This is a genomic window from Leptospira brenneri (assembly GCF_002812125.1).
GTDB lineage: Bacteria > Spirochaetota > Leptospiria > Leptospirales > Leptospiraceae > Leptospira_A > Leptospira_A brenneri.
In genome coordinates this window covers 315,461-333,375 of record NZ_NPDQ01000002.1, presented here as the reverse complement: position 1 = coordinate 333,375, position 17,915 = coordinate 315,461, and the positions used below count along the sequence as shown (strand labels likewise).

At 40.2% G+C, this 17,915-nt stretch carries 17 protein-coding genes and 3 tRNA genes; 7 read left to right on the top strand and 13 right to left on the bottom strand.

Features of this window, described 5'->3' with window-relative positions:
* Positions 1 to 9: 9 nt before the first annotated feature.
* Positions 10 to 900: a tRNA (adenosine(37)-N6)-dimethylallyltransferase MiaA gene (miaA, locus tag CH361_RS04960; protein WP_100789723.1), complete on the bottom strand. Its 891-nt coding sequence runs from the start codon at positions 898 to 900 to the stop codon at positions 10 to 12.
* Positions 897 to 1,400: an FYDLN acid domain-containing protein gene (locus tag CH361_RS04955; protein ID WP_100789722.1), complete on the bottom strand. Its 504-nt coding sequence runs from the start codon at positions 1,398 to 1,400 to the stop codon at positions 897 to 899. Before CH361_RS04955 ends, miaA begins: the two co-directional genes overlap by 4 nt.
* A gap of 104 nt (positions 1,401 to 1,504) precedes the next feature.
* Here CH361_RS04955 and CH361_RS04950 point away from each other — a divergent pair, with 104 nt between their 5' ends.
* Positions 1,505 to 2,284, top strand: a complete 780-nt coding sequence (locus CH361_RS04950) for a pyridoxine 5'-phosphate synthase (RefSeq protein WP_208861386.1) — start codon at positions 1,505 to 1,507, stop codon at positions 2,282 to 2,284.
* Here the strand turns inward: CH361_RS04950 and CH361_RS04945 are convergent.
* Positions 2,253 to 3,260: a tetratricopeptide repeat protein gene (locus tag CH361_RS04945; protein WP_100789720.1), complete on the bottom strand. Its 1,008-nt coding sequence runs from the start codon at positions 3,258 to 3,260 to the stop codon at positions 2,253 to 2,255. The genes CH361_RS04950 and CH361_RS04945 overlap by 32 nt on opposite strands.
* A 112-nt stretch (positions 3,261 to 3,372) precedes the next feature.
* Between CH361_RS04945 and CH361_RS04940 the strand changes: the two genes are divergently transcribed.
* Both CH361_RS04940 and nadB read left to right on the top strand, forming a co-directional pair.
* Positions 3,373 to 5,211, top strand: a complete 1,839-nt coding sequence (locus tag CH361_RS04940; protein ID WP_100789719.1) for a S41 family peptidase — start codon at positions 3,373 to 3,375, stop codon at positions 5,209 to 5,211.
* 54 nt (positions 5,212 to 5,265) lie between these two features.
* The gene (gene nadB, locus CH361_RS04935; protein ID WP_100789718.1) at positions 5,266 to 6,867 is read left to right on the top strand and encodes an L-aspartate oxidase; all 1,602 of its coding nucleotides are present in this window, start codon (positions 5,266 to 5,268) and stop codon (positions 6,865 to 6,867) included.
* Positions 6,868 to 7,050: 183 nt separating this feature from the next.
* On the opposite strand, the gene CH361_RS04930 is transcribed toward nadB, so the two are convergent.
* A complete protein-coding gene (locus CH361_RS04930; RefSeq protein WP_100789717.1) occupies positions 7,051 to 7,269 on the bottom strand; it encodes a hypothetical protein in 219 nt (72 codons plus the stop codon).
* 263 nt (positions 7,270 to 7,532) lie between these two features.
* Here CH361_RS04930 and CH361_RS04925 point away from each other — a divergent pair, with 263 nt between their 5' ends.
* Both CH361_RS04925 and CH361_RS04920 read left to right on the top strand, forming a co-directional pair.
* Entirely contained in the window at positions 7,533 to 8,663 is a 1,131-nt protein-coding gene (locus CH361_RS04925; RefSeq protein ID WP_100789716.1) for a tyrosine-type recombinase/integrase, read from the top strand.
* 125 nt (positions 8,664 to 8,788) lie between these two features.
* Complete coding sequence (locus tag CH361_RS04920; protein ID WP_100789715.1) at positions 8,789 to 9,682, top strand: hypothetical protein; 894 nt, start codon at positions 8,789 to 8,791, stop codon at positions 9,680 to 9,682.
* 168 nt (positions 9,683 to 9,850) lie between these two features.
* Here the strand turns inward: CH361_RS04920 and CH361_RS04915 are convergent, their stop codons facing one another.
* From CH361_RS04915 to sppA, 8 genes are all read right to left on the bottom strand, one after another.
* Positions 9,851 to 10,150 (bottom strand): DUF805 domain-containing protein, encoded by a 300-nt coding sequence (locus CH361_RS04915; protein ID WP_100789714.1) that lies wholly within the window; start codon positions 10,148 to 10,150, stop codon positions 9,851 to 9,853.
* 854 nt (positions 10,151 to 11,004) lie between these two features.
* Positions 11,005 to 11,076: transfer RNA gene (locus tag CH361_RS04910), tRNA-His, on the bottom strand.
* 18 nt (positions 11,077 to 11,094) lie between these two features.
* Positions 11,095 to 11,168: transfer RNA gene (locus CH361_RS04905), tRNA-Arg, on the bottom strand.
* A gap of 17 nt (positions 11,169 to 11,185) precedes the next feature.
* Positions 11,186 to 11,257: transfer RNA gene (locus tag CH361_RS04900), tRNA-Pro, on the bottom strand.
* A gap of 58 nt (positions 11,258 to 11,315) precedes the next feature.
* Positions 11,316 to 11,987, bottom strand: coding sequence for a tetratricopeptide repeat protein (locus CH361_RS04895; protein WP_100789713.1), 672 nt, complete (start codon positions 11,985 to 11,987; stop codon positions 11,316 to 11,318).
* Positions 11,988 to 11,992: 5 nt separating this feature from the next.
* Positions 11,993 to 12,733: a 5'/3'-nucleotidase SurE gene (gene surE, locus CH361_RS04890; protein WP_100789712.1), complete on the bottom strand. Its 741-nt coding sequence runs from the start codon at positions 12,731 to 12,733 to the stop codon at positions 11,993 to 11,995.
* Positions 12,734 to 13,342 (bottom strand): hypothetical protein, encoded by a 609-nt coding sequence (locus tag CH361_RS04885; RefSeq protein WP_100789711.1) that lies wholly within the window; start codon positions 13,340 to 13,342, stop codon positions 12,734 to 12,736.
* A complete protein-coding gene (gene sppA, locus CH361_RS04880) occupies positions 13,339 to 14,304 on the bottom strand; it encodes a signal peptide peptidase SppA (RefSeq protein WP_100789710.1) in 966 nt (321 codons plus the stop codon). The genes CH361_RS04885 and sppA overlap by 4 nt, the downstream gene beginning before the upstream one ends.
* Positions 14,305 to 14,477: 173 nt before the next feature.
* Between sppA and CH361_RS04875 the strand changes: the two genes are divergently transcribed.
* Positions 14,478 to 14,993, top strand: coding sequence for an LIC10415 family protein (locus CH361_RS04875; protein ID WP_100789709.1), 516 nt, complete (start codon positions 14,478 to 14,480; stop codon positions 14,991 to 14,993).
* Positions 14,994 to 16,376, top strand: a complete 1,383-nt coding sequence (locus CH361_RS04870) for an APC family permease (protein WP_100789708.1) — start codon at positions 14,994 to 14,996, stop codon at positions 16,374 to 16,376. It abuts the gene before it with no gap.
* 64 nt (positions 16,377 to 16,440) lie between these two features.
* Here the strand turns inward: CH361_RS04870 and CH361_RS04865 are convergent, their stop codons facing one another.
* Positions 16,441 to 17,913, bottom strand: a complete 1,473-nt coding sequence (locus tag CH361_RS04865; protein ID WP_100789707.1) for a potassium/proton antiporter — start codon at positions 17,911 to 17,913, stop codon at positions 16,441 to 16,443.
* Between the last annotated feature and the right edge of the window lie 2 nt (positions 17,914 to 17,915).

Here is a 17,915-nt window from a genome sequence, read left to right as displayed (position 1 = left end):
GTGTTTTCTCTATATTTTATCTATATTTGTATACAATTGGACGGCTGCTTCGAAGGAAATGGGTGAAAGTAACGGATCTTTTTTGAACCAAGTGATCTGTCGTTTCGCATAATTTCTATGGCTTTGAGCCAGCTGTTCAATGAATGTATTACTGTCTATGGTTCCATTTAAGAAAGCAAGCGCAAAATTATAACCTAAAGTACGTAGGCCCGGACAGTCAGATCCATACCTGGAAATTACTTCTTTTGTCTCCGCTAACATACCCGTGGCGATCTCACCTACTCTTTGGTTGATCCTTTGGTAGAGGATTTCTCGGGGCCAATCCAACCAATGTCCAACCACTTGGACATTTGGGTAATCGCTTAAATACCCTCCAACAGTTTCCGAGGAAACATCAGACCACAAAACTCCCGTGAGCACAACTTCCAAAGCCCTTTTGATTCTGTATCCATCTTGTGGTGACAAAGAGGCTAGGGCAATTGGATCTTTTGCAAAAAGTTCTGCCCTTGCTTCTTCCAAAGGAAGTTCGAGTACATAATCTTTTATTTCTTTGGGTACATTTGGTACGGGATACATACCTAAAAGAAAGGCTCGGAGGTAGAACCCAGTGCCTCCAATGAGAAAGGGAATTTTACCTCGGGCTCGAATGTCTTCAATGGCTTTTCTTGCCCAAAGGGAAAACTGACTCGCGTTGATGGATTCATTTGCGTTCAAAAAACCAATCAGTGAGTGGGGGATATACGTGGACTCTTGGAGAGTGGGGGCCGTCGTGCCTACCGGAAGATCCCGGTAGACTTGGCGTGAGTCAAAAGAAACAATTTCAAAACGTTTGGGGTCGAGAGTTTGAGTGAGAGCGGTCTTTCCAGAACCGGTAGGGCCACCAAGGACGGGGAGAATCACTCCTCTTCCTCGGCTACGACCTCCTCTTCTTCGGTCTCTTCCAATTCTTCTGTTTCTTCCATGAGTTCGTCATCTTCTAGAACTGGCTCTTCCTCTTCTTCCACTTCATATTCGGAACTACGAATGGCTGCCATTCGCGATTTGATTGCGGGTTTTGCCAATTGATCTGCCCCACATTTCGGGCATTTTTTTTCCGGTTTGTACAAATCGTAGAACTTGGTCCCACAAGAGTAACAATTGAATTTTTTGCCGAGTGGGTTGTTCGGATCGATTTTGACGGGAGGAGCCTTAACCACGGGAGCCGGTTTGTCTTTCACAGCGGCTGGGGCCGTTTTAGGGGCTGGGACGGCTTTCGCCTTCGTAGCAGGGGCCTTAGAGCCGGCTACGGCCTTTTTTTTATCTTCCTTCGGGGAAGCGGACTTCGAGTCCTTGGGTTTTTCTTTGGCTACCGCTTTTTTCTTGGGCGGAGCCTGCTTCTTGACTGCTTTTTTTGCGACCATAAACGTACTTTTGACAGTTTTGGAAATCCCCTCTCAGGGACAACCTTTTTGAAATTGGACGGTTTTCTCCTGGATGAAAATTAATGAAAAGTTTTTTTTTTCCTATGACCCAATTAAGTGTCAATGTCAACAAGATCGCCACCTTGCGCAATTCTCGTGGTGGATCCATTCCCAGTGTCATTCAAATTTCTGAGATCATTCTAAACACGGGTGCCCACGGCATCACCATCCATCCCAGAGAAGATGAAAGGCATATCACCAAACAAGATGTATTCGAATTACAAAATTTTCTAAAGTCTTATAATGAAAAATTAGTGAGGGATGGGTTTCCCGAGAAAGAATTCAATATCGAAGGGGAACCAAGTGAACGTTTTTTGGACCTGGTTCTTGCGGCAAAACCAGACCAAGCAACGCTGGTTCCTGTCAAACCAGGAGAAATCACTTCCGACCATGGGTTCGACTTAAAAAACAAAACAGTGTTCCAAACTTTGGAACCAATGGTCAAAAAATTAACCGACGAAGGGATCAGAGTTTCCTTGTTTATGGAAACAGATTTTTCACAATACCCACTGGTAAAAGAACTCGGAGCCCAGCGAATTGAACTCTACACAGGGCCTTTCGCTTATGCTTATGACAAATCTCCTGAAGAAGGGAAATCTAGTTTTAAAAGTTATGAAACTGCAGCCATCGAAGCAAACAAACTAGGGTTAGCTGTGAATGCGGGGCATGATTTGGATACAAACAACTTAAAAGTTTTTGCTAAACTCCCTCATTTGGCGGAGGTTTCAATTGGGCATAGACTGGTGAGCCAAAGTCTCATTGATGGTATGGAAACCACCATTCAGAATTATCTCAAAGTTCTTTCGCAAGGAATCGAAGTTTAGAATACTGTGGGTCTTGTTCCAAAAGTAGTTTTGCAGCTCTTTCCAAAGCAAGGGCCAACTGCCCTTCTAATTTTCCCTTTCGTTTTGCTGATTGGATCTCTGATAAAAAACTACGAAGGCCTTCTCTGCCTTGCGATTCATTTCCAGAAGCAGAGGCAAGTTTCACTTTTTTCCAAGCATCCGTGATCGGAACTCCTGACTTTGCCATCGATGTCTCGGTAGGAGTTCCCCCTTCCGTTCCAAGGGAGGAATTGACAGAAACCACTCCCGCACTTGCTCCCACTGCTTCTTTTGCTGATTCGCCACGGTGATAACTCGCAGTGTCCCAAATGCGAGAAAAAGGATCGGACTTCATTTGATCAGCATAAAGGCGTTCCTTGTAAGAAAGAGAGGAAATGCGAATTTCTTTTTGGAGGGTAGACTTATCTCCATCACTCAAACGTTGGAAACAATCAGCAAGGACTCCCCGTCGCATTGATTCTTTGGTAAGAACCCCTCGTTCGGCCAGAAATCGAAAAGAGGCAAATTCGGGTGGTTTGTTTTCCTTACAGAGTTTTTGTGTTTCTGTAAATACGGCCAAAACCTCTCCATCCCGTGAATGTGCTCTTAAATCTGGTAAATTCCCTGATTTTTCTGCGGAAATCCGCATCATATTTTTATAAAGACTATCGTTTGGATTTTTTTCTAGAGCCTTTCTAAAGGCAGTATAACTCTCTGCATAATTTCCTCGGTGGTATTCGAGTAAACCCCAAGTGTAACACAAGTATCCATCGTCAGTATCCCGAGTTCGGCAAACGTATCTTAGTCGAGACATAGCCCCTTCTCTGGTTTCCGAAGATTCCCATACATCCAAAAGCACCTCTTCCAAAAAGATGAGAGTTTCCAAACTGTACGGATCCCGGGTCGGATTCTTTTGTGGTTCCGAAGTACAAAACCCAAGGGAAAGAGCAAAAATCAGGACAACGAAAGGACGCATGACACCGTCTATGATATACGTGTGTCCCAGATTTGTCCCGATTTTTTTTGAGTTGCATGGACTGGAAAATCGGAAATTCTTAGGATAATCTATCCACTTTACGAGAGTTCCCTTGAAACGAATTGTTTACCTACTTTCCTTTTTCACCCTACTCAGTTTTGCCCTTCCAGTAGGATTCATTTCCTGCGAACCGGAAGCCAAAAAAGCCCCGAATCGTGTAACCAATTTTACCTACCAAGACTTTGAAACAGTGGTCAAATCTGTAGATAAGTACTATATTGATAAAAGTATCAATAAAAACCGAGCTTTCACAGATGCTGCATCCTTTGCCGCTCTTAGTATGCCTCACCCACTTTATATTTATCCAGAAAGTTATTTCAACGAAAGAGAAAAATACGATGAAAAGGAAGACCTCTGGCCAGGAAAAACTTTCAAAATTTCACCTTCCGATAAATTCGTGTTATTTGATCCTGATTATACTCTCGTAGAAAAAATTCAAAAAGAGAAACTAAAGAAAAACGAAAACAGAAAACTTTCGGACGCAGAACTTAAAAAACTGATCGAAAAAGAAAAACTGAAAAAATCAGTGATCGCGTCAAAATGGGAAGAAATTAATTTTTCACGTAAAGAATTTGACCGAGTTATCTCCTACATCCAAGACAATTTGGAAACTTACAAAACTCCTGTTCTCAAAGGACTTGTAGAACTTGATGGGGAACTTCCCGAAGAAGAGGAAGATAAAAAAGAATTTAGCATGGAACAAGTGTTTCTTGCTGCTGCCAATGGTTATCTGAATTCTCTTGATCCACATTCCAATGTTTTCTTGAAAGAAATGTGGGAAGAGTCCATGGCCAAAATCAGTGATGGTTCCTTTGAAGGAATTGGAGCGATTCTATCAGGTGGTGGTAGCCGAGAAGTCGTTGTTGAAAATCCATTAGAAGGAAGTCCAGCCGTTCGTGCCGGAATTCGCAGTGGTGATACCATTGTTGCCGTAGATGGAAAGGTGATTAAAAATCTTTCTCTTGATAAAGTGGTTAAAAAAATCAAAGGACCAAAAGCAACGAAAGTGGTTCTTACCATCACAAGAAAAGGGAATACAGGAAAAACGGATATCGAAGTGATCCGTGATAAGATTACAATTAAAAACGTAACACATCATATCGTAAAAGAAAATCCTCAAGTTGGTTATATCAAACTCACTGGATTTGTAAAACCAGGTCCTGGCGAAGCACCAATTGATACACAAATTGCTAATGCCGTTGTGGAAATGGAACAAAAAGCCAAAGAAGATGGGAAACCACTCAAAGCAATCATCTTAGACTTACGTGGAAACTCTGGTGGGTATTTGGATCTTGCGATTGATATTGCAGATATGTTTATCGAAAAAGGAATGATTGTCTTCACAAGAACTCCATTCCGTAGCGATGAAGAAAAATATGCCAAAAACAAAGACATTACCAAACTTCCTATGGTAGTGATGATCAACTCCAAATCCGCTTCTGCTTCTGAAATTGTGGCAAGTGCGATCCAACATCATGGTCGTGGAATTTTGTTAGGTGAAAGAACTTTCGGAAAAGCAACTGTTCAAAGTTTAAATAACTTAGAAAACAATCCGGATTACCTACTCAAAATCACCAACGCACGTTACTACTCGCCATCTGGAAAAACCATCCAAGTGGTAGGAGTTTCTCCTGATATCGAAGTTTCGGAAGAACCAGATGGCGGATTTCCTTTCCGTTATCGTGAAGAAGATATGTGGAACCACCTTCCACTCATCCCTCACGAAGGAGTTGTGAAATCTAAGTTCAATGTGAACGCAATCAAAGAGTATGCAAAGAAAAATGGGAAAGCAGATACTTTCTTAAAATCACATGCCAATGATGCTATCAAACCAGACTATATGCTCATCAGAAGTTTGGATTACATTGAAGGAATGTTGAACACAAAATAATCTTAAATCCCGAAAGGAATAAGATTAAAATCATTACCAATTATTGGAAACAATGTGACTCGAATTAAATCGGATTTTTTGATCATTGGAAGCGGAGTGAGTGGCCTCTTTACAGCACTCAAACTAGCTCCGCTAGGATCTGTAGTGGTTGTAACAAAAAAAGCAGACTACGAATCCAATACCAATTATGCCCAAGGCGGAATCGCTTCCGTCTTCGATGATAAGGATAAGTTCGAAGAACATATCCAAGACACCTTGGAGTCTGGAGCAGGTCTTTGTGACTTAGAAGCCGTGCGAGTCCTTGTAGAAGAAGGACCCACTCGGGTAAGAGAACTTTTGGACTTGGGAGTCCCTTTTACCAGAAACCAAACTGGGGAACTGGATTTAGCCCGCGAAGGTGGACACAGTAAAAACAGGATCATCCACTCTCTAGACAGAACCGGTAGCGCCGTAGAACAGTCGCTACTTGATCACGTCCATGCTAACAAAAATATCCAAATTTTAGAAAACCATGCTTGTGTGGATCTCATCACCAAACATCATTTAAAGGATAAAGACAATCTTCCTTTAAGATGTTATGGTGCTTATATTGTAGATACAGAAACAGGAGAGGTATTTCCTGTTCTCGCTAAAAAAACCATTCTGGCTACGGGTGGTGCGGGCCAAGTGTACTTACACACAACAAATCCAAACATTGCCACGGGTGATGGAGTCGCTAGTGCTTACCGAGCGGGTGCCATTGTTAAAAACATGGAATTCTATCAATTCCATCCGACTTCGCTTTTTCATGAACAAGGAAATAGTTTTTTAATTTCAGAAGCAGTTCGTGGCCATGGTGGCATCTTACGAGAGATAGGTGGTCGTCCTTTTATGAAAGACTACCATGATATGGGAGAACTAGCTCCGAGAGACATCGTAGCACGTGCCATAGACGATACGATGAAAAAAAGAGGAGAACCACACGTCCTTCTCGACATCACTCATAGACCCGCCAACGATATCATCAACCATTTCCCGTCCATTTATGAACGTTGTAAAAAACTAGGAATTGATATCACAACAGATCCTATCCCTGTCGTACCAGCGGCTCATTATATGTGCGGTGGTGTGGCGACCGATCTTCTCGGACGAACCAATATTGCAGACTTATATGCTTGTGGAGAGACAACCTGCACAGGAGTACATGGCGGAAATAGACTCGCTTCGAATAGTTTACTCGAATGTCTTGTATTTTCTCATCGCATTGCAGGTGATATAGAGTCGCAAGGGAAACTCAGTTATTCCGCAGAAACAGATCTCATTCCTGATTGGAATAAAGAAGGAACTACAAATACGGAAGAGTGGGTTCTTATCTCCCATGATTTGGTGGAAATCAAAACCATCATGAGTAATTATGTGGGGATTGTTCGTTCGGATATGCGACTCGAAAGAGCCCTTCGCAGGTTGAAGCTAATCTCCGAGGAAGTGAAAGACTATTACAACCGAACCACGGTTTCTATTGAATTATTGGAACTTCGGAACTTAGTGAAAGTGGCAGAACTAATTGTTCGCTCTGCTCTCCTACGTAAAGAAAGTCGTGGGCTTCATTTTAGTACGGATTATCCGGAAGACAGAACTCCTTCGAGACAAGATACCATCCTTTCTCACAAACTTTAAATACAAACAAAATTAAAGCGCCAGGGAACCTAGCGGAAATCCTTTCTCGTAAGAGAAAGATTGGAGCGGAGGGCCCGGTCCGTTTTGGGATGAATGTAAGTGAACCAACCAAATCGGAGGCGCCCACATAACTAAAATTTGTTGGACAACACAACCGTTCATCCAACACCTAACAGCCGATAATCAGTCACCTTTGAGCCCGAGGATCGTATATACAATTCCTAAAATGACGGGAAGGATCGAATAACTAAAGACATGGATGAAATACCCACGTTTTTCACCCCATTTTTGTTTCATCGGTTCGAGTTTCCAAAAAAATCCGGGTTTGTAGATCCGAAGGAAGTAGGTTGTGGTTCCGTAGAGAATAAAAAATACGCCGAGTCCAACAGTGATTGGGTTCATAAGTCTCCGTATTCTTAAACTTATGTGGGAATGTGAACTTTCCAAGAAAAAAAATACGTACGGGCAGATTTAGGTATCGGATTTGAGCACTGCGTGATAGAGGGAGCGTATTGGGTGGCGGGTCTAGAACCCCTCCCTAAATCAGGGCGGGGAGACTAGATTCACGCACCCCCACCAAAAAACTTCTCTCCACCACCCAAAATCGAGAACCAAACAAAAAAGAATCCACCTATTCTACTTAACAATACAAGGTTAGGTGCCATATGATCAAACTCCGATTTTCTCTCCCGGACAATCGTTTCTATTTACGATTTCGATTTTCGGAAACATTCGTTTCCATTGCAAAATCCATTCCTAAAGGAAGTTACCATCCAGAAGATAAGTCCTGGTCCTATCCGAACGAACCAACAATCATCAAACAATTGCTAAATGCCTTTGAGCCACACGACATCAGAATTTCACCAAAAGAAATTCCTAAACAATGTGGAATTTTAGAGGATTATTTCAAAGCCACAAGAGAACGAAATTTTACCTTTTGCACAACAAAAACATACTACTCTCATTTATTTCAGTTGTTGGATTTTACGGGGAAACTTCCTGCGAACGTTAAAATGTTCGATTTGGAAAATTACTTAGACCACTTGGTGAAAGAACGACGGACTAAAGTTGCTAGTGTCCGTTCCTCTAGACAAGCTTTTATTTTTTATTTTCGTGAAGTGAGAAAACAGTTCACAAATTTAAAATTCCCACGGATGAAAACCGAATCAAAACTTCCGGAGGTTTTATCCGCAGAAGAAACGAAAGCCATATTCAACGCACTTCCCAATCGAAAACACAAAATGTTACTTCTTATTAGTTATTCCTCGGGACTTCGTGTGAGCGAAGTCATTCATTTAAAAATAACCGATATCGATTTAACACGAAATATGGTGCGAGTGACACAAGGCAAAGGTAAAAAAGATCGATATACTGTTCTTGCTGCATCACTCATCGATGAACTAAAAGAATATTTAAAAGTAAGAGAATACAATTTACTCCTAAGAGAAAGTTATAACGAAATGCGAGCCAATCCTTGGTTATTCCCAGGAGCAAAGAACAGGCCACTTCACATCCGTACCGCAGAAAGTATATTCACAAACGCAGCAAAAAAAGCCAAAATCCAAAAGAAAGTTAGTTTTCATAGTTTGCGGCACGCTTTTGCCACCCATCTTTTAGAATTGGGAACGGATTTACGAATGATCCAAACATTACTCGGACATGCAAGTGTCCGAACCACTCAGATTTATACAAAAGTTGCCCGGAGTCGTTTGGAAAATATTATAAGTCCCTTAGATCGAATTACCAATACGATAGAAAAAACAAATCAAAACAAAGAACAAAAGAAAAATAAGTAAAAGTTTCTCTAACAAAAAATTTACCTCGAACCTACTATCTACTTCCTAACAAATAGTTGACGAAATCCAAACTTCCACTAAACTACAATTCAATTTCCTCTTCATCAAAATATTAAAACATAACAATGAAACTACGAATCTCCAACCTAATCTTATCTTTTTTATTACTTACCACTAATTTATTTGCCCAACTGAAACCAGAATTGGAAAACGAATGGGTACGATCCAAAAGTTTAGGACCAGTGATCGATAAAACAAACATCCGATGGAACTTTTTTGCTGAAATAAAAGTAGATAATCTCGAAAGCATCCAAGGTTACGAAGTCCAGTGGCCAGAGAAAACCAAATACATTTCACAAACCAAAACAATAGGTCAAGGAAACCTTTCCATTTTTAGTGAACCTCTCATTGAAAGTGAATATCTTTGGATTTTTGAAAAAGGGAACACTAGCCTATTTTTTACTTTCGAAATCATCAATACAAAAGGTGAAAAAAAGAATTTAAACATCCCTGTTAATTTTTCAGAAAAAAGCAAAGAATCTCTTCGACTAATTATCGAAAAAAATCTAAACATCAAAAAAGAAACAGTCCAAGTACCTTTTCTTCGAAACTTAGATGGCAGACGTTGGTATGTAGGAAACTCAGGAGAAAACAACGAACAGGTATTAATCGAAATGATTCCAGAAGGAACCAAAATCGAAACATGGACAGAAATCTATAGACTCAATCTTTTGAAAACCATTAGCATGTCCAACAGGAAGGCTTTCGTAAATGCCGTTAAAGATGGGCTTTCTGAAAACTGCCCTTCTTTATTTTTTAATGTCATCTCAGAATCGCAGAAAGAAATTATCTATGAATGGTCGCACGAGGGTTGTAATGGTTGGCCGGCTTCTACCGAAATCACACGAATGGTCTCAGGCCCTTCTAACTCTACAATGTTTACCTTTGCAAACCAAAGCGGCAAACTTTCCAAACAGCTACGAGAAATTTACCTTACCATTTTACAAAACGAAAAATAATAAGTTTTGCGTTCCCCAATCTTTCTTTTACAGAAATCAAATCAAAAAAGGGTCGGGCCACTTCGGGGTGCGCTAAACGCTCCCGTCACCCGTCATTTAACAATGACAGGTGACCAAGCCCTACGTCTCCCTAACGCCTAAAGGAAAATTTGATCTTAGGCTTGGTTTCTAAGCTTTTCCTTTTTGAGCCCAAAAGAAGATAAGCACCAGAACTCCAATTCCAGTCAGTCCAATCAATTGCCACCAACCACTCATTCCTACATCATGCAATCGTCTTGAACCCACACTCAAACTCGGTAGTAAGATTGCTAAAGAGAATATTCCTCCTATGATAGGAAGGATCATATTCAGTGCAAAACTGATGATAATACATGCGAGAACCCACCACCAGAACTCAGGTCGTTTCGCTTTGCCACTAAATTCGGCATACTTTTGTAAACAAACTTTGATCGAATCTTGGAATGACATAAATTTTTTACCTTTTTTGAATGAGTAAATTTGTTTCGTCAAAAACGAATGAAATTGGAAATTAATTTCTCATTATGTAAAGAAAAAAACTATTTTTTTAACCAACGTTAGCATGTAATTTGATCAAAAACTAAACAAACCTTAGTCGAAAATAGAACATTCTCTTAAAAGTTAAGCAAATTTAAAAATGATAAATTTCTGAACTTACAAATAGTTTCTCCCTCGATAGGTTTTCTACTATCCATTTAAATAAATTCAATTTATCTAATATACTAAATAATCATCATAATTTTCAAAAACTAATCAGAGATAAAAGTAAAATCAGTCTTTCCGAATTTACTACTCGAACTCATTTGATTGAGTATTGCTATATTCTGTAAAACTCGCTTCCGATATACCCACCCGAAAATCGAATGAATCCCAATCTACTTTAGTCTTAAATAACTTTTCACTTGTACCAAATTTCCCAATGAATTCGAGTTCTTACTTAGAAATGGCACAGACGCAGAAAAGCATCCAAGGATGGATGCGGGCGGAAGCTCTGGCCACGGAGGGCCAGGCGAACGCGAGGCGTCTGTGCCATTTCTAAGTAAGTATATTCGCAGAAAGGGAAATTAACAATGACGGGAGTTCGCCTTACACGGTTCTCCCCTCCAGGTCGAACTCGTTCCAGGCGGTCTTTTGCGAGCCCTCGCACTTCCTTGTGCTCGGTCGTTCTCGCTTAACGCAAATTAGGCAAGGTATCTTGCCAAATTTGCTACTCGAACTCTATCGCAAAATCGTTCGAATCCCAATCTGTTGGTTTCTTATATAAGTTATTTGGATTATGAAATCGCCGACGGCGATTTTAAGTGGGTGGATGACGGGATTCGAACCCGCGACGACCGGTACCACAAACCGGGGCTCTACCGCTGAACTACATCCACCGTTTCTAGAACAATCATCGACCCGAGAGGGATTCGAACCCCCGACCAACTGCTTAGAAGGCAGTTGCTCTATCCAGCTGAGCTACCGGGTCAGATAGAACCAACTGATTCGGGATGACAGGATTTGAACCTGCGACCCTCTGTACCCAAAACAGATGCGCTACCACTGCGCTACATCCCGAGAAAGTCCTGAATCACCAGTGTTTTTGGTTGAGGGACTGTGTCAACAAAAGGGAGATTTATTTCTTTAGGTTCTTGAGTCTTTCGAGGAGGACAGGGTGGTTCGGGTTCTTTTGCAAGGCTTTGCGGTAAGCCTTCCATGCCTCTTCTGGTTTGCCAATGGACTGTAAAAAATAACCAAAGGAATCCAAATAAGCAGGATTATTTGGATCTAACTCCAATGCTTTTTTCAAAGACCGAATCGCTTCCGAACGTTCCTCGGCACTAATTTTTTTCTTCAGTGCCAAAAGGTAACCAAGGGAGTTCAAACTGTTTTTGTAATCAGGAGTATGTCTTAAAATCCGCCGGTGAATTTCAATGGCCTCTTCCAACCGGTGAGTGTATTCATAGACATGGGCCAAAAAAGAAAGTAACTTCGGATCATCCACTGCTACTTGTAATCGTTCTTTGATGATAGATTCAGCCGTTTCCCAATCCTTTAATTCCACAAGAGCAAATACTTTGAGCCTGTAAACATTGTCTAGTTCAATGAATCCTGGGTATTCACTTAAGATTCGATCCAAAACCTGAATTGATTTTTTAAAATTTTTGGTCTGAAAACAACACAAAGCAAAATTATACAAAAGAATGGGGTCTTCTGGATTTTGGAGTAAGGCCTGGTCTAAAAGATTCAGTGCCATGGCATAATTGCCTTTGTTCATGTAAGCGAGGTAGTCTGTTTCTTCCGCCATTGTCCCTACTTAGATTGTAATTCTTTCAGTCGGAGTTTTTCCGTTAGATCCAATTGGATGGGTGTGACAGGAAGTTTTCCTTGGTAGTATGCTTCAAAGTCTGTTCCTGTTTCCTCATCGTGGCCGAGCAAACTTCCGTTTAACTGAAATTCGCTGACACCTTCAATGATTTGTTTTTTTTCGTACTTTTCGGAATAACGTCTGCGACCAAGTCTCGTAAATACAATTTCGTTTAATGTTCCTGATCCAGAAATTTCGGGAGGGAAGTTTAAATTCCAAACTTCACCAGACTGAATCTGCGATTTGTATTTTTCTAAAAATGATAAAACAAGTTCTGATTCCTTTGTATAACCATCATCTGGATCAATGCGACCTGAACTTACCGCGAGCGATGGAATTCCATGTAAGGCTCCGTGTTTGGCGGCACCGACTGTTCCTGAATAATGGACATCATACCCCATATTCACACCACGATTGATTCCTGAGATCACAAAATCAATTCTGGGGAAGATCTCAGCATACAAACCAATGTTCACACAATCGGCAGGAAACCCATCTGCAATATAATGATTATCGTTGATACGTTCCACTCGCATTCCCTGAAAAACGGTAAGAGCCATAGAGGTTACAGAGCGTTCTTTTAGAGGTGCAATGAGATAAGTATTATACGATTTTCCTAGAACACGTTCCAAAGCCTTAATTCCGGCGGAAGAAATTCCGTCGTCATTTGTGATGAGTATATTCAACTAAAACCCGCCTGAAATCGACTGAAATATACTGGTTGCTGTATATAAATTCATAAGGAAAGGAAAGAGAATTGTAAGTCCAAGTGCATAAAAGGAAAACCTTAGCGCATCACGATTCCGTAGTTCGTAGATTGATTTAAGTCCACGAGAGACCGTTAAACAATATAATACAATAAAACTAAGAAGTAAAAAAAATCCAGACCCAAGCCCCGAAAGGCCAATCGCATGAAACACAATACAAACAGGAGCAAATAACAAAAACAATACCACCGAATGCCTTGCAAAAAGTAACAAAAACAAAAGTTTTTGCGATCTTCCTTTTTTTTGTACGTAGTAATCAGCCACTAAAGAAAAGAAAAAAGGAAAAAATCGAAACATAAACAAATTGGCAATAAAACCAAATAACAAAAATGATAATGTCGAAATCGTATATGGTGCTGAAAGAATACTCATTCCCACTGACAAAGATAAGGCGGAAAGAATAGAGAACATCCAACTGGATACAGGACTAACCGCAAATGGAATCTCTTGGATCTCCTCCGAATACCGAAGTGGATCCAAAAAAACTAATTCCAATACATCAACTAAATCAAAGAAAAAATCTCTCATAACATGAGTTTCCCAAGAGCGGTTGGTAAGATGACCAAAACTTGAGATTGGATGAGAGACTTGATTTTGGATACATGGCTGTTATCACCTAAAAAACTCACACCCAAAGATTGCAAAAATCGATCGAAAGGAGAGATCTCCTGTTCAAAGAGTGGAATGAGTCCATCATACTGACAAAGTTCAGAAAGTTTTTTATGCGCTTCTCTTCTGCCTCCAATGTCATCCACGAGTTTATTACGGAATGCATCTTCTCCAGAATAAATTTTTCCTTCTGCTAACTCTTCGATAGATTTAACAGTTTTGTTTCTTCCTTTGGCTACATCTTCCACAAACTTACGATAGGTGTCTTGCAACTGTTTGCCGATCATATCGTCTTCTTCATTTGTGGAGTCACGAAATGGAGAATACATATCTTTGTATTTTCCGGCCTTGTAAGTGCGAACCCCCACTCCATACCGGTCAAGAAGTCCTTTGACGTTAGGTGCAAAAGAAATCACCCCAATCGAACCAGTAATGGTTCCATTCTGGGCAAAGATATAATCCGAAGCGGCGGCAATATAATACCCACCGGAAGCAGCCACATCCTTCATACTCACCACAATCTTTTTGGTTTTACGTAAATGAAGGAGTTCGTTAAAAATTTCCTGAGAAGCGGCTACGGTTCCGCCGGGTGAATTGATCTCAAGTAAGATCCCCTTTACATTACCATCCTCTTCCAGCTCGCGTAATTGGCGTAAAACGGTATCAGCACCAGTAGAGTCAAAAGTAGACTCACCCGAGTGAATCTCACCTACGATCGGTATGACGACAGCACCGATTTCACTGGCCTGAAACAGACCACCACCAGTTCCGCTAGAGAAACGGGCAAGGCTCGACCCCGATACCAAGATGGCAATTCCAAGAATTGTGGCAATGGTGGAGAACAAAAAGGAGAGAAAGAGAAGAAATTGGTTTCTTTCCATAAACTCCCACAAGCAAAACCTTACAAAAACCCCAGTCAACTTTAATAATTCTTTACTTTTTTTAGAAAAAGTTTATTTTTCTTGTATAGGATCACCGAAAATTAGACAGGTAGTCATAGGATTTATGCCCAGGCACCGCCGAGACATAAGGCCTTTACCAAGGAAGGTAGGACATGGATGTTCGTCTCAATCGTCTCCTCAACTTAGCTGAAAAATTAATCCAGGACAAAAAGGATTCCAAAGATGTCTCTGGAAAATCGGGAGTTACTGTACAAAAGTCAGAAGAAAAATCCGACTTTGTTGTCAGCCTTCCCGTTCAGTACCATAATATCCAATCACGACTCACGGAATTGCAAAAACAACTTTCGAAGGAACAATCTCGGATTGGGCTTTTGGAAGATACTTCTCAAGAAGAAGACAAACTCAAAGAACTTCTGTTTGAAGGAGAGCCACTATTCCCAGAGTTAGGTGAAGGAAAATTTACCAAACCAGAAATTTTAGAAAACAGCAAAGGAAACATTTCTAGCCTTCTTGCTGAACTTAAGAAAAAGGAAGTGGAAAGCGAAAATATCTTTTCTCTTGGAATGATGTTAAGCCCAGAAGAATTCAAAGGTAAAATCGGAACTTTGACTGCTTCTTCTATGAAACCAATTTCTGAAACAATGGTGAAAAGACTCCTCGGCGGTTAATTGGAATTAAAACGTTCCCTTAATACTTTTGATTCCATTTCCGTTCTTTTCTCCTCCATGGTGGGGTCGGGAATTTTTTTCACATCAGGTTATTTAATCAAAGAAACTGGAAATCTTTGGATTGTCCTCCTCTGTTGGATCGTTGGCGGAATTCTAGCCCTCTCAGGTTCCATTACCTATGCTTATGCAGCGCGACTTCTTCCTTTTGCCGGTGGTGATTATGTTTACTTAAAAGTCGCTTATTCTCCTGCCATTGCTTTTATGAGTGGGTGGTCTTCTCTACTCACTAATTTCTCTGCCTGTGTATCTGTGCTTGCTCTCGCTTTTGGGAAATACATTCAAATTTTATTTCCAGGTCTTCCTGTTTGGGAATCTCCCACCTACACTCTATTAGGACTCGATTTACAAATCAGTTCCATCACTTTTATCGGTGTTTTACCCATTCTCTTTTTTAGTGGTCTCAATTACTTTGGAATCAAATCGGCCGTTCGTGTACAAAATGTTTTTGCTGTTTTAAAAATTACAGGATTACTTCTTTTTTTGACACTTGGGTTTTCTATTGGAAATACCAATTGGTCTTATTTGTTTAACACTCCTCTTCCTGATCTAATGGATCTTTCATTTTACTCTAAAGTTTTGATTGGGATTGTTCCCGTATCCTTCTCTTATTTGGGATGGAATATGATCACTTATATTGCCGAAGAAGTCAAAAATCCCGAAAAAACAATTGTTCGTTCTGCCATCACTGCCTGTTTCCTTGTGGCAGGACTTTATTTTGCCATCAATTTACTTTTTGTGATTTCTGCTCCAATCGAAGACTTAAGTGGTCAAGATGGAATTGGAGCCATCGCCTTCCAGAAGTTATTTGGAGTTAACTACTCAATTCTCACTACTAGTTTTATTGCTTGGGTGATTCTCGGATCCATGTCAGCCATTCTCATTGGAGGAAGTCGTGTTTATTTTGCAATGGCAAGAGATGGAGTGTTTTTACCTTCATTTTCGAAAATCCATCCCAAATGGCACAGTCCTTATGTTTCCATTTTTTTTCAGGCTTTTGTCGCAATTCTCTTTTTGTTTGTAAAAGAAATTGAAGCTCTTTTATATATGATCACTTGTTCGATCCTTATTTTGTCATGCCTGACAGCAATCACTCCCTTTCGCTTTGAAAAAATGGGGATGAAGTCGGATTACAAAATCCCCTTTTACCCATTGCCGATCATACTTTATATTTTAGCAAATATTGCTGTGATGGCCATCCTCTTCATTGAAAAACCAATCACTGCTTCTTGGGGACTCATGATCACTCTCATCGCACTTCCTGTCTATTATCTATTCCGGTTGGATAAAAAGATGATAGAAACCAAAAACTTAAAACAAAACTAAAGGATTAGTTTTGTTTTAAGTTCGAAAACTGTTTTTAAAAATATATTTTGTTAAAGAACAATCACTAAGCAATAGACATAAATGTTTTGCCAATGATAGGCATCACATCATCTTTTGCCAAAACCCAAACCACATCCCCACCTTTCACTTGTGTGTTGCCAGATGGAATCAAATACTGTTCCCCTCGGGCAATGAGTAAGATATGAGACTGTTCCGGCAGTTTGATTTCAAACAAGGCTTTTTCCACCACAGTCGAGTTGTATGGAACTATTAACTCTTGTAAGGTCATCCCTGGGAACTCAATGTTATCAAAATCAGTAGGATGATAAATTTTACGGTCTGGATCTTTTTTTAATATTCCTAACCACTGCGCCACCCGAGGGATGAGGGAACCTTGGACAAGGAGGGAAACAAGGACCACAAAGAAAACAATATGAAAAAGTAAATCTCCCCAAACAAGACCTTGAGCAATCGGAAACGTTGCCAAAATGATTGGCGAAGCACCACGAAGTCCCACCCAAGAGATAAATAATTTTTCTTTGATCGGTAAGTTTACTTTGAATAAGGAAATAAACACAGCCAATGGTCTTGCTAAAAGAATGAGTAATACCCCAATGAGAAGTCCAGGTACCCAAATATTCGCCATACGAGTGGGATATACGAGTAACCCAAAACATAGGAACATACCAATTTGCAAAATCCAAACATAACCATTTAGAAAACGAAATATGGACTTTTTATGAATGAATTTGTTTCTTCCAACGATGATACCAGCGATATACACTGCCAAAAATCCATTCCCTTGAAAGACAGTAGTCGTGGCATAAATAAAGGGAACCGAAGCTGTGATAAAAACTAAATAGAGACCATCATAACCTAGTTTCACGGAGTTCATTAAATAAAGAATGAGGATACCCAAACTATATCCCATCATAGATCCCACAAGAACTTGCATCACAAAGAATCGAAAAAACTGAAATCCACTAAAACTTGCATCAGCTGAGATTAGATTCATAAAAATGGTTGTGAGAAGTACACCCACTGCATCATTCGATCCGGATTCAAACTCTATAATTTTTCGAAGATGTACGGGAAGGTCAGAAGAGTCCGTTTTGAAAATATTAAATACAGAAGCAGCATCGGTGGCACTCACAATGGATCCCAACAAAAAGGATTCCATATACCCGAGAACAGGAAATAATAAATGAATAACAACACCTAAGATAAGAGCTGTAAGAATGGTTCCGATAATGGATAATCGAATTCCTACGGATAAAAAGTTTTTAAGACTATCCCACTCGCTTTCAAGACCACCTAGAAATAAAATATAAATTAATGCAAAAATACCAATGGATTGAGCCAAACTATAATCACTGAAATCAATTCCACCTGGACCGTCAGCCCCAGCTAACATTCCAAAGGTTAAGAAAATGAGTAATATAGGAAATCCAAAACGAAAGAATAGTTTACTCGAAAGAATCGAAAATAATATGAGTGTGGATATCACAAGAGCTTGTAAGGTAAAACTGTCTATCATGT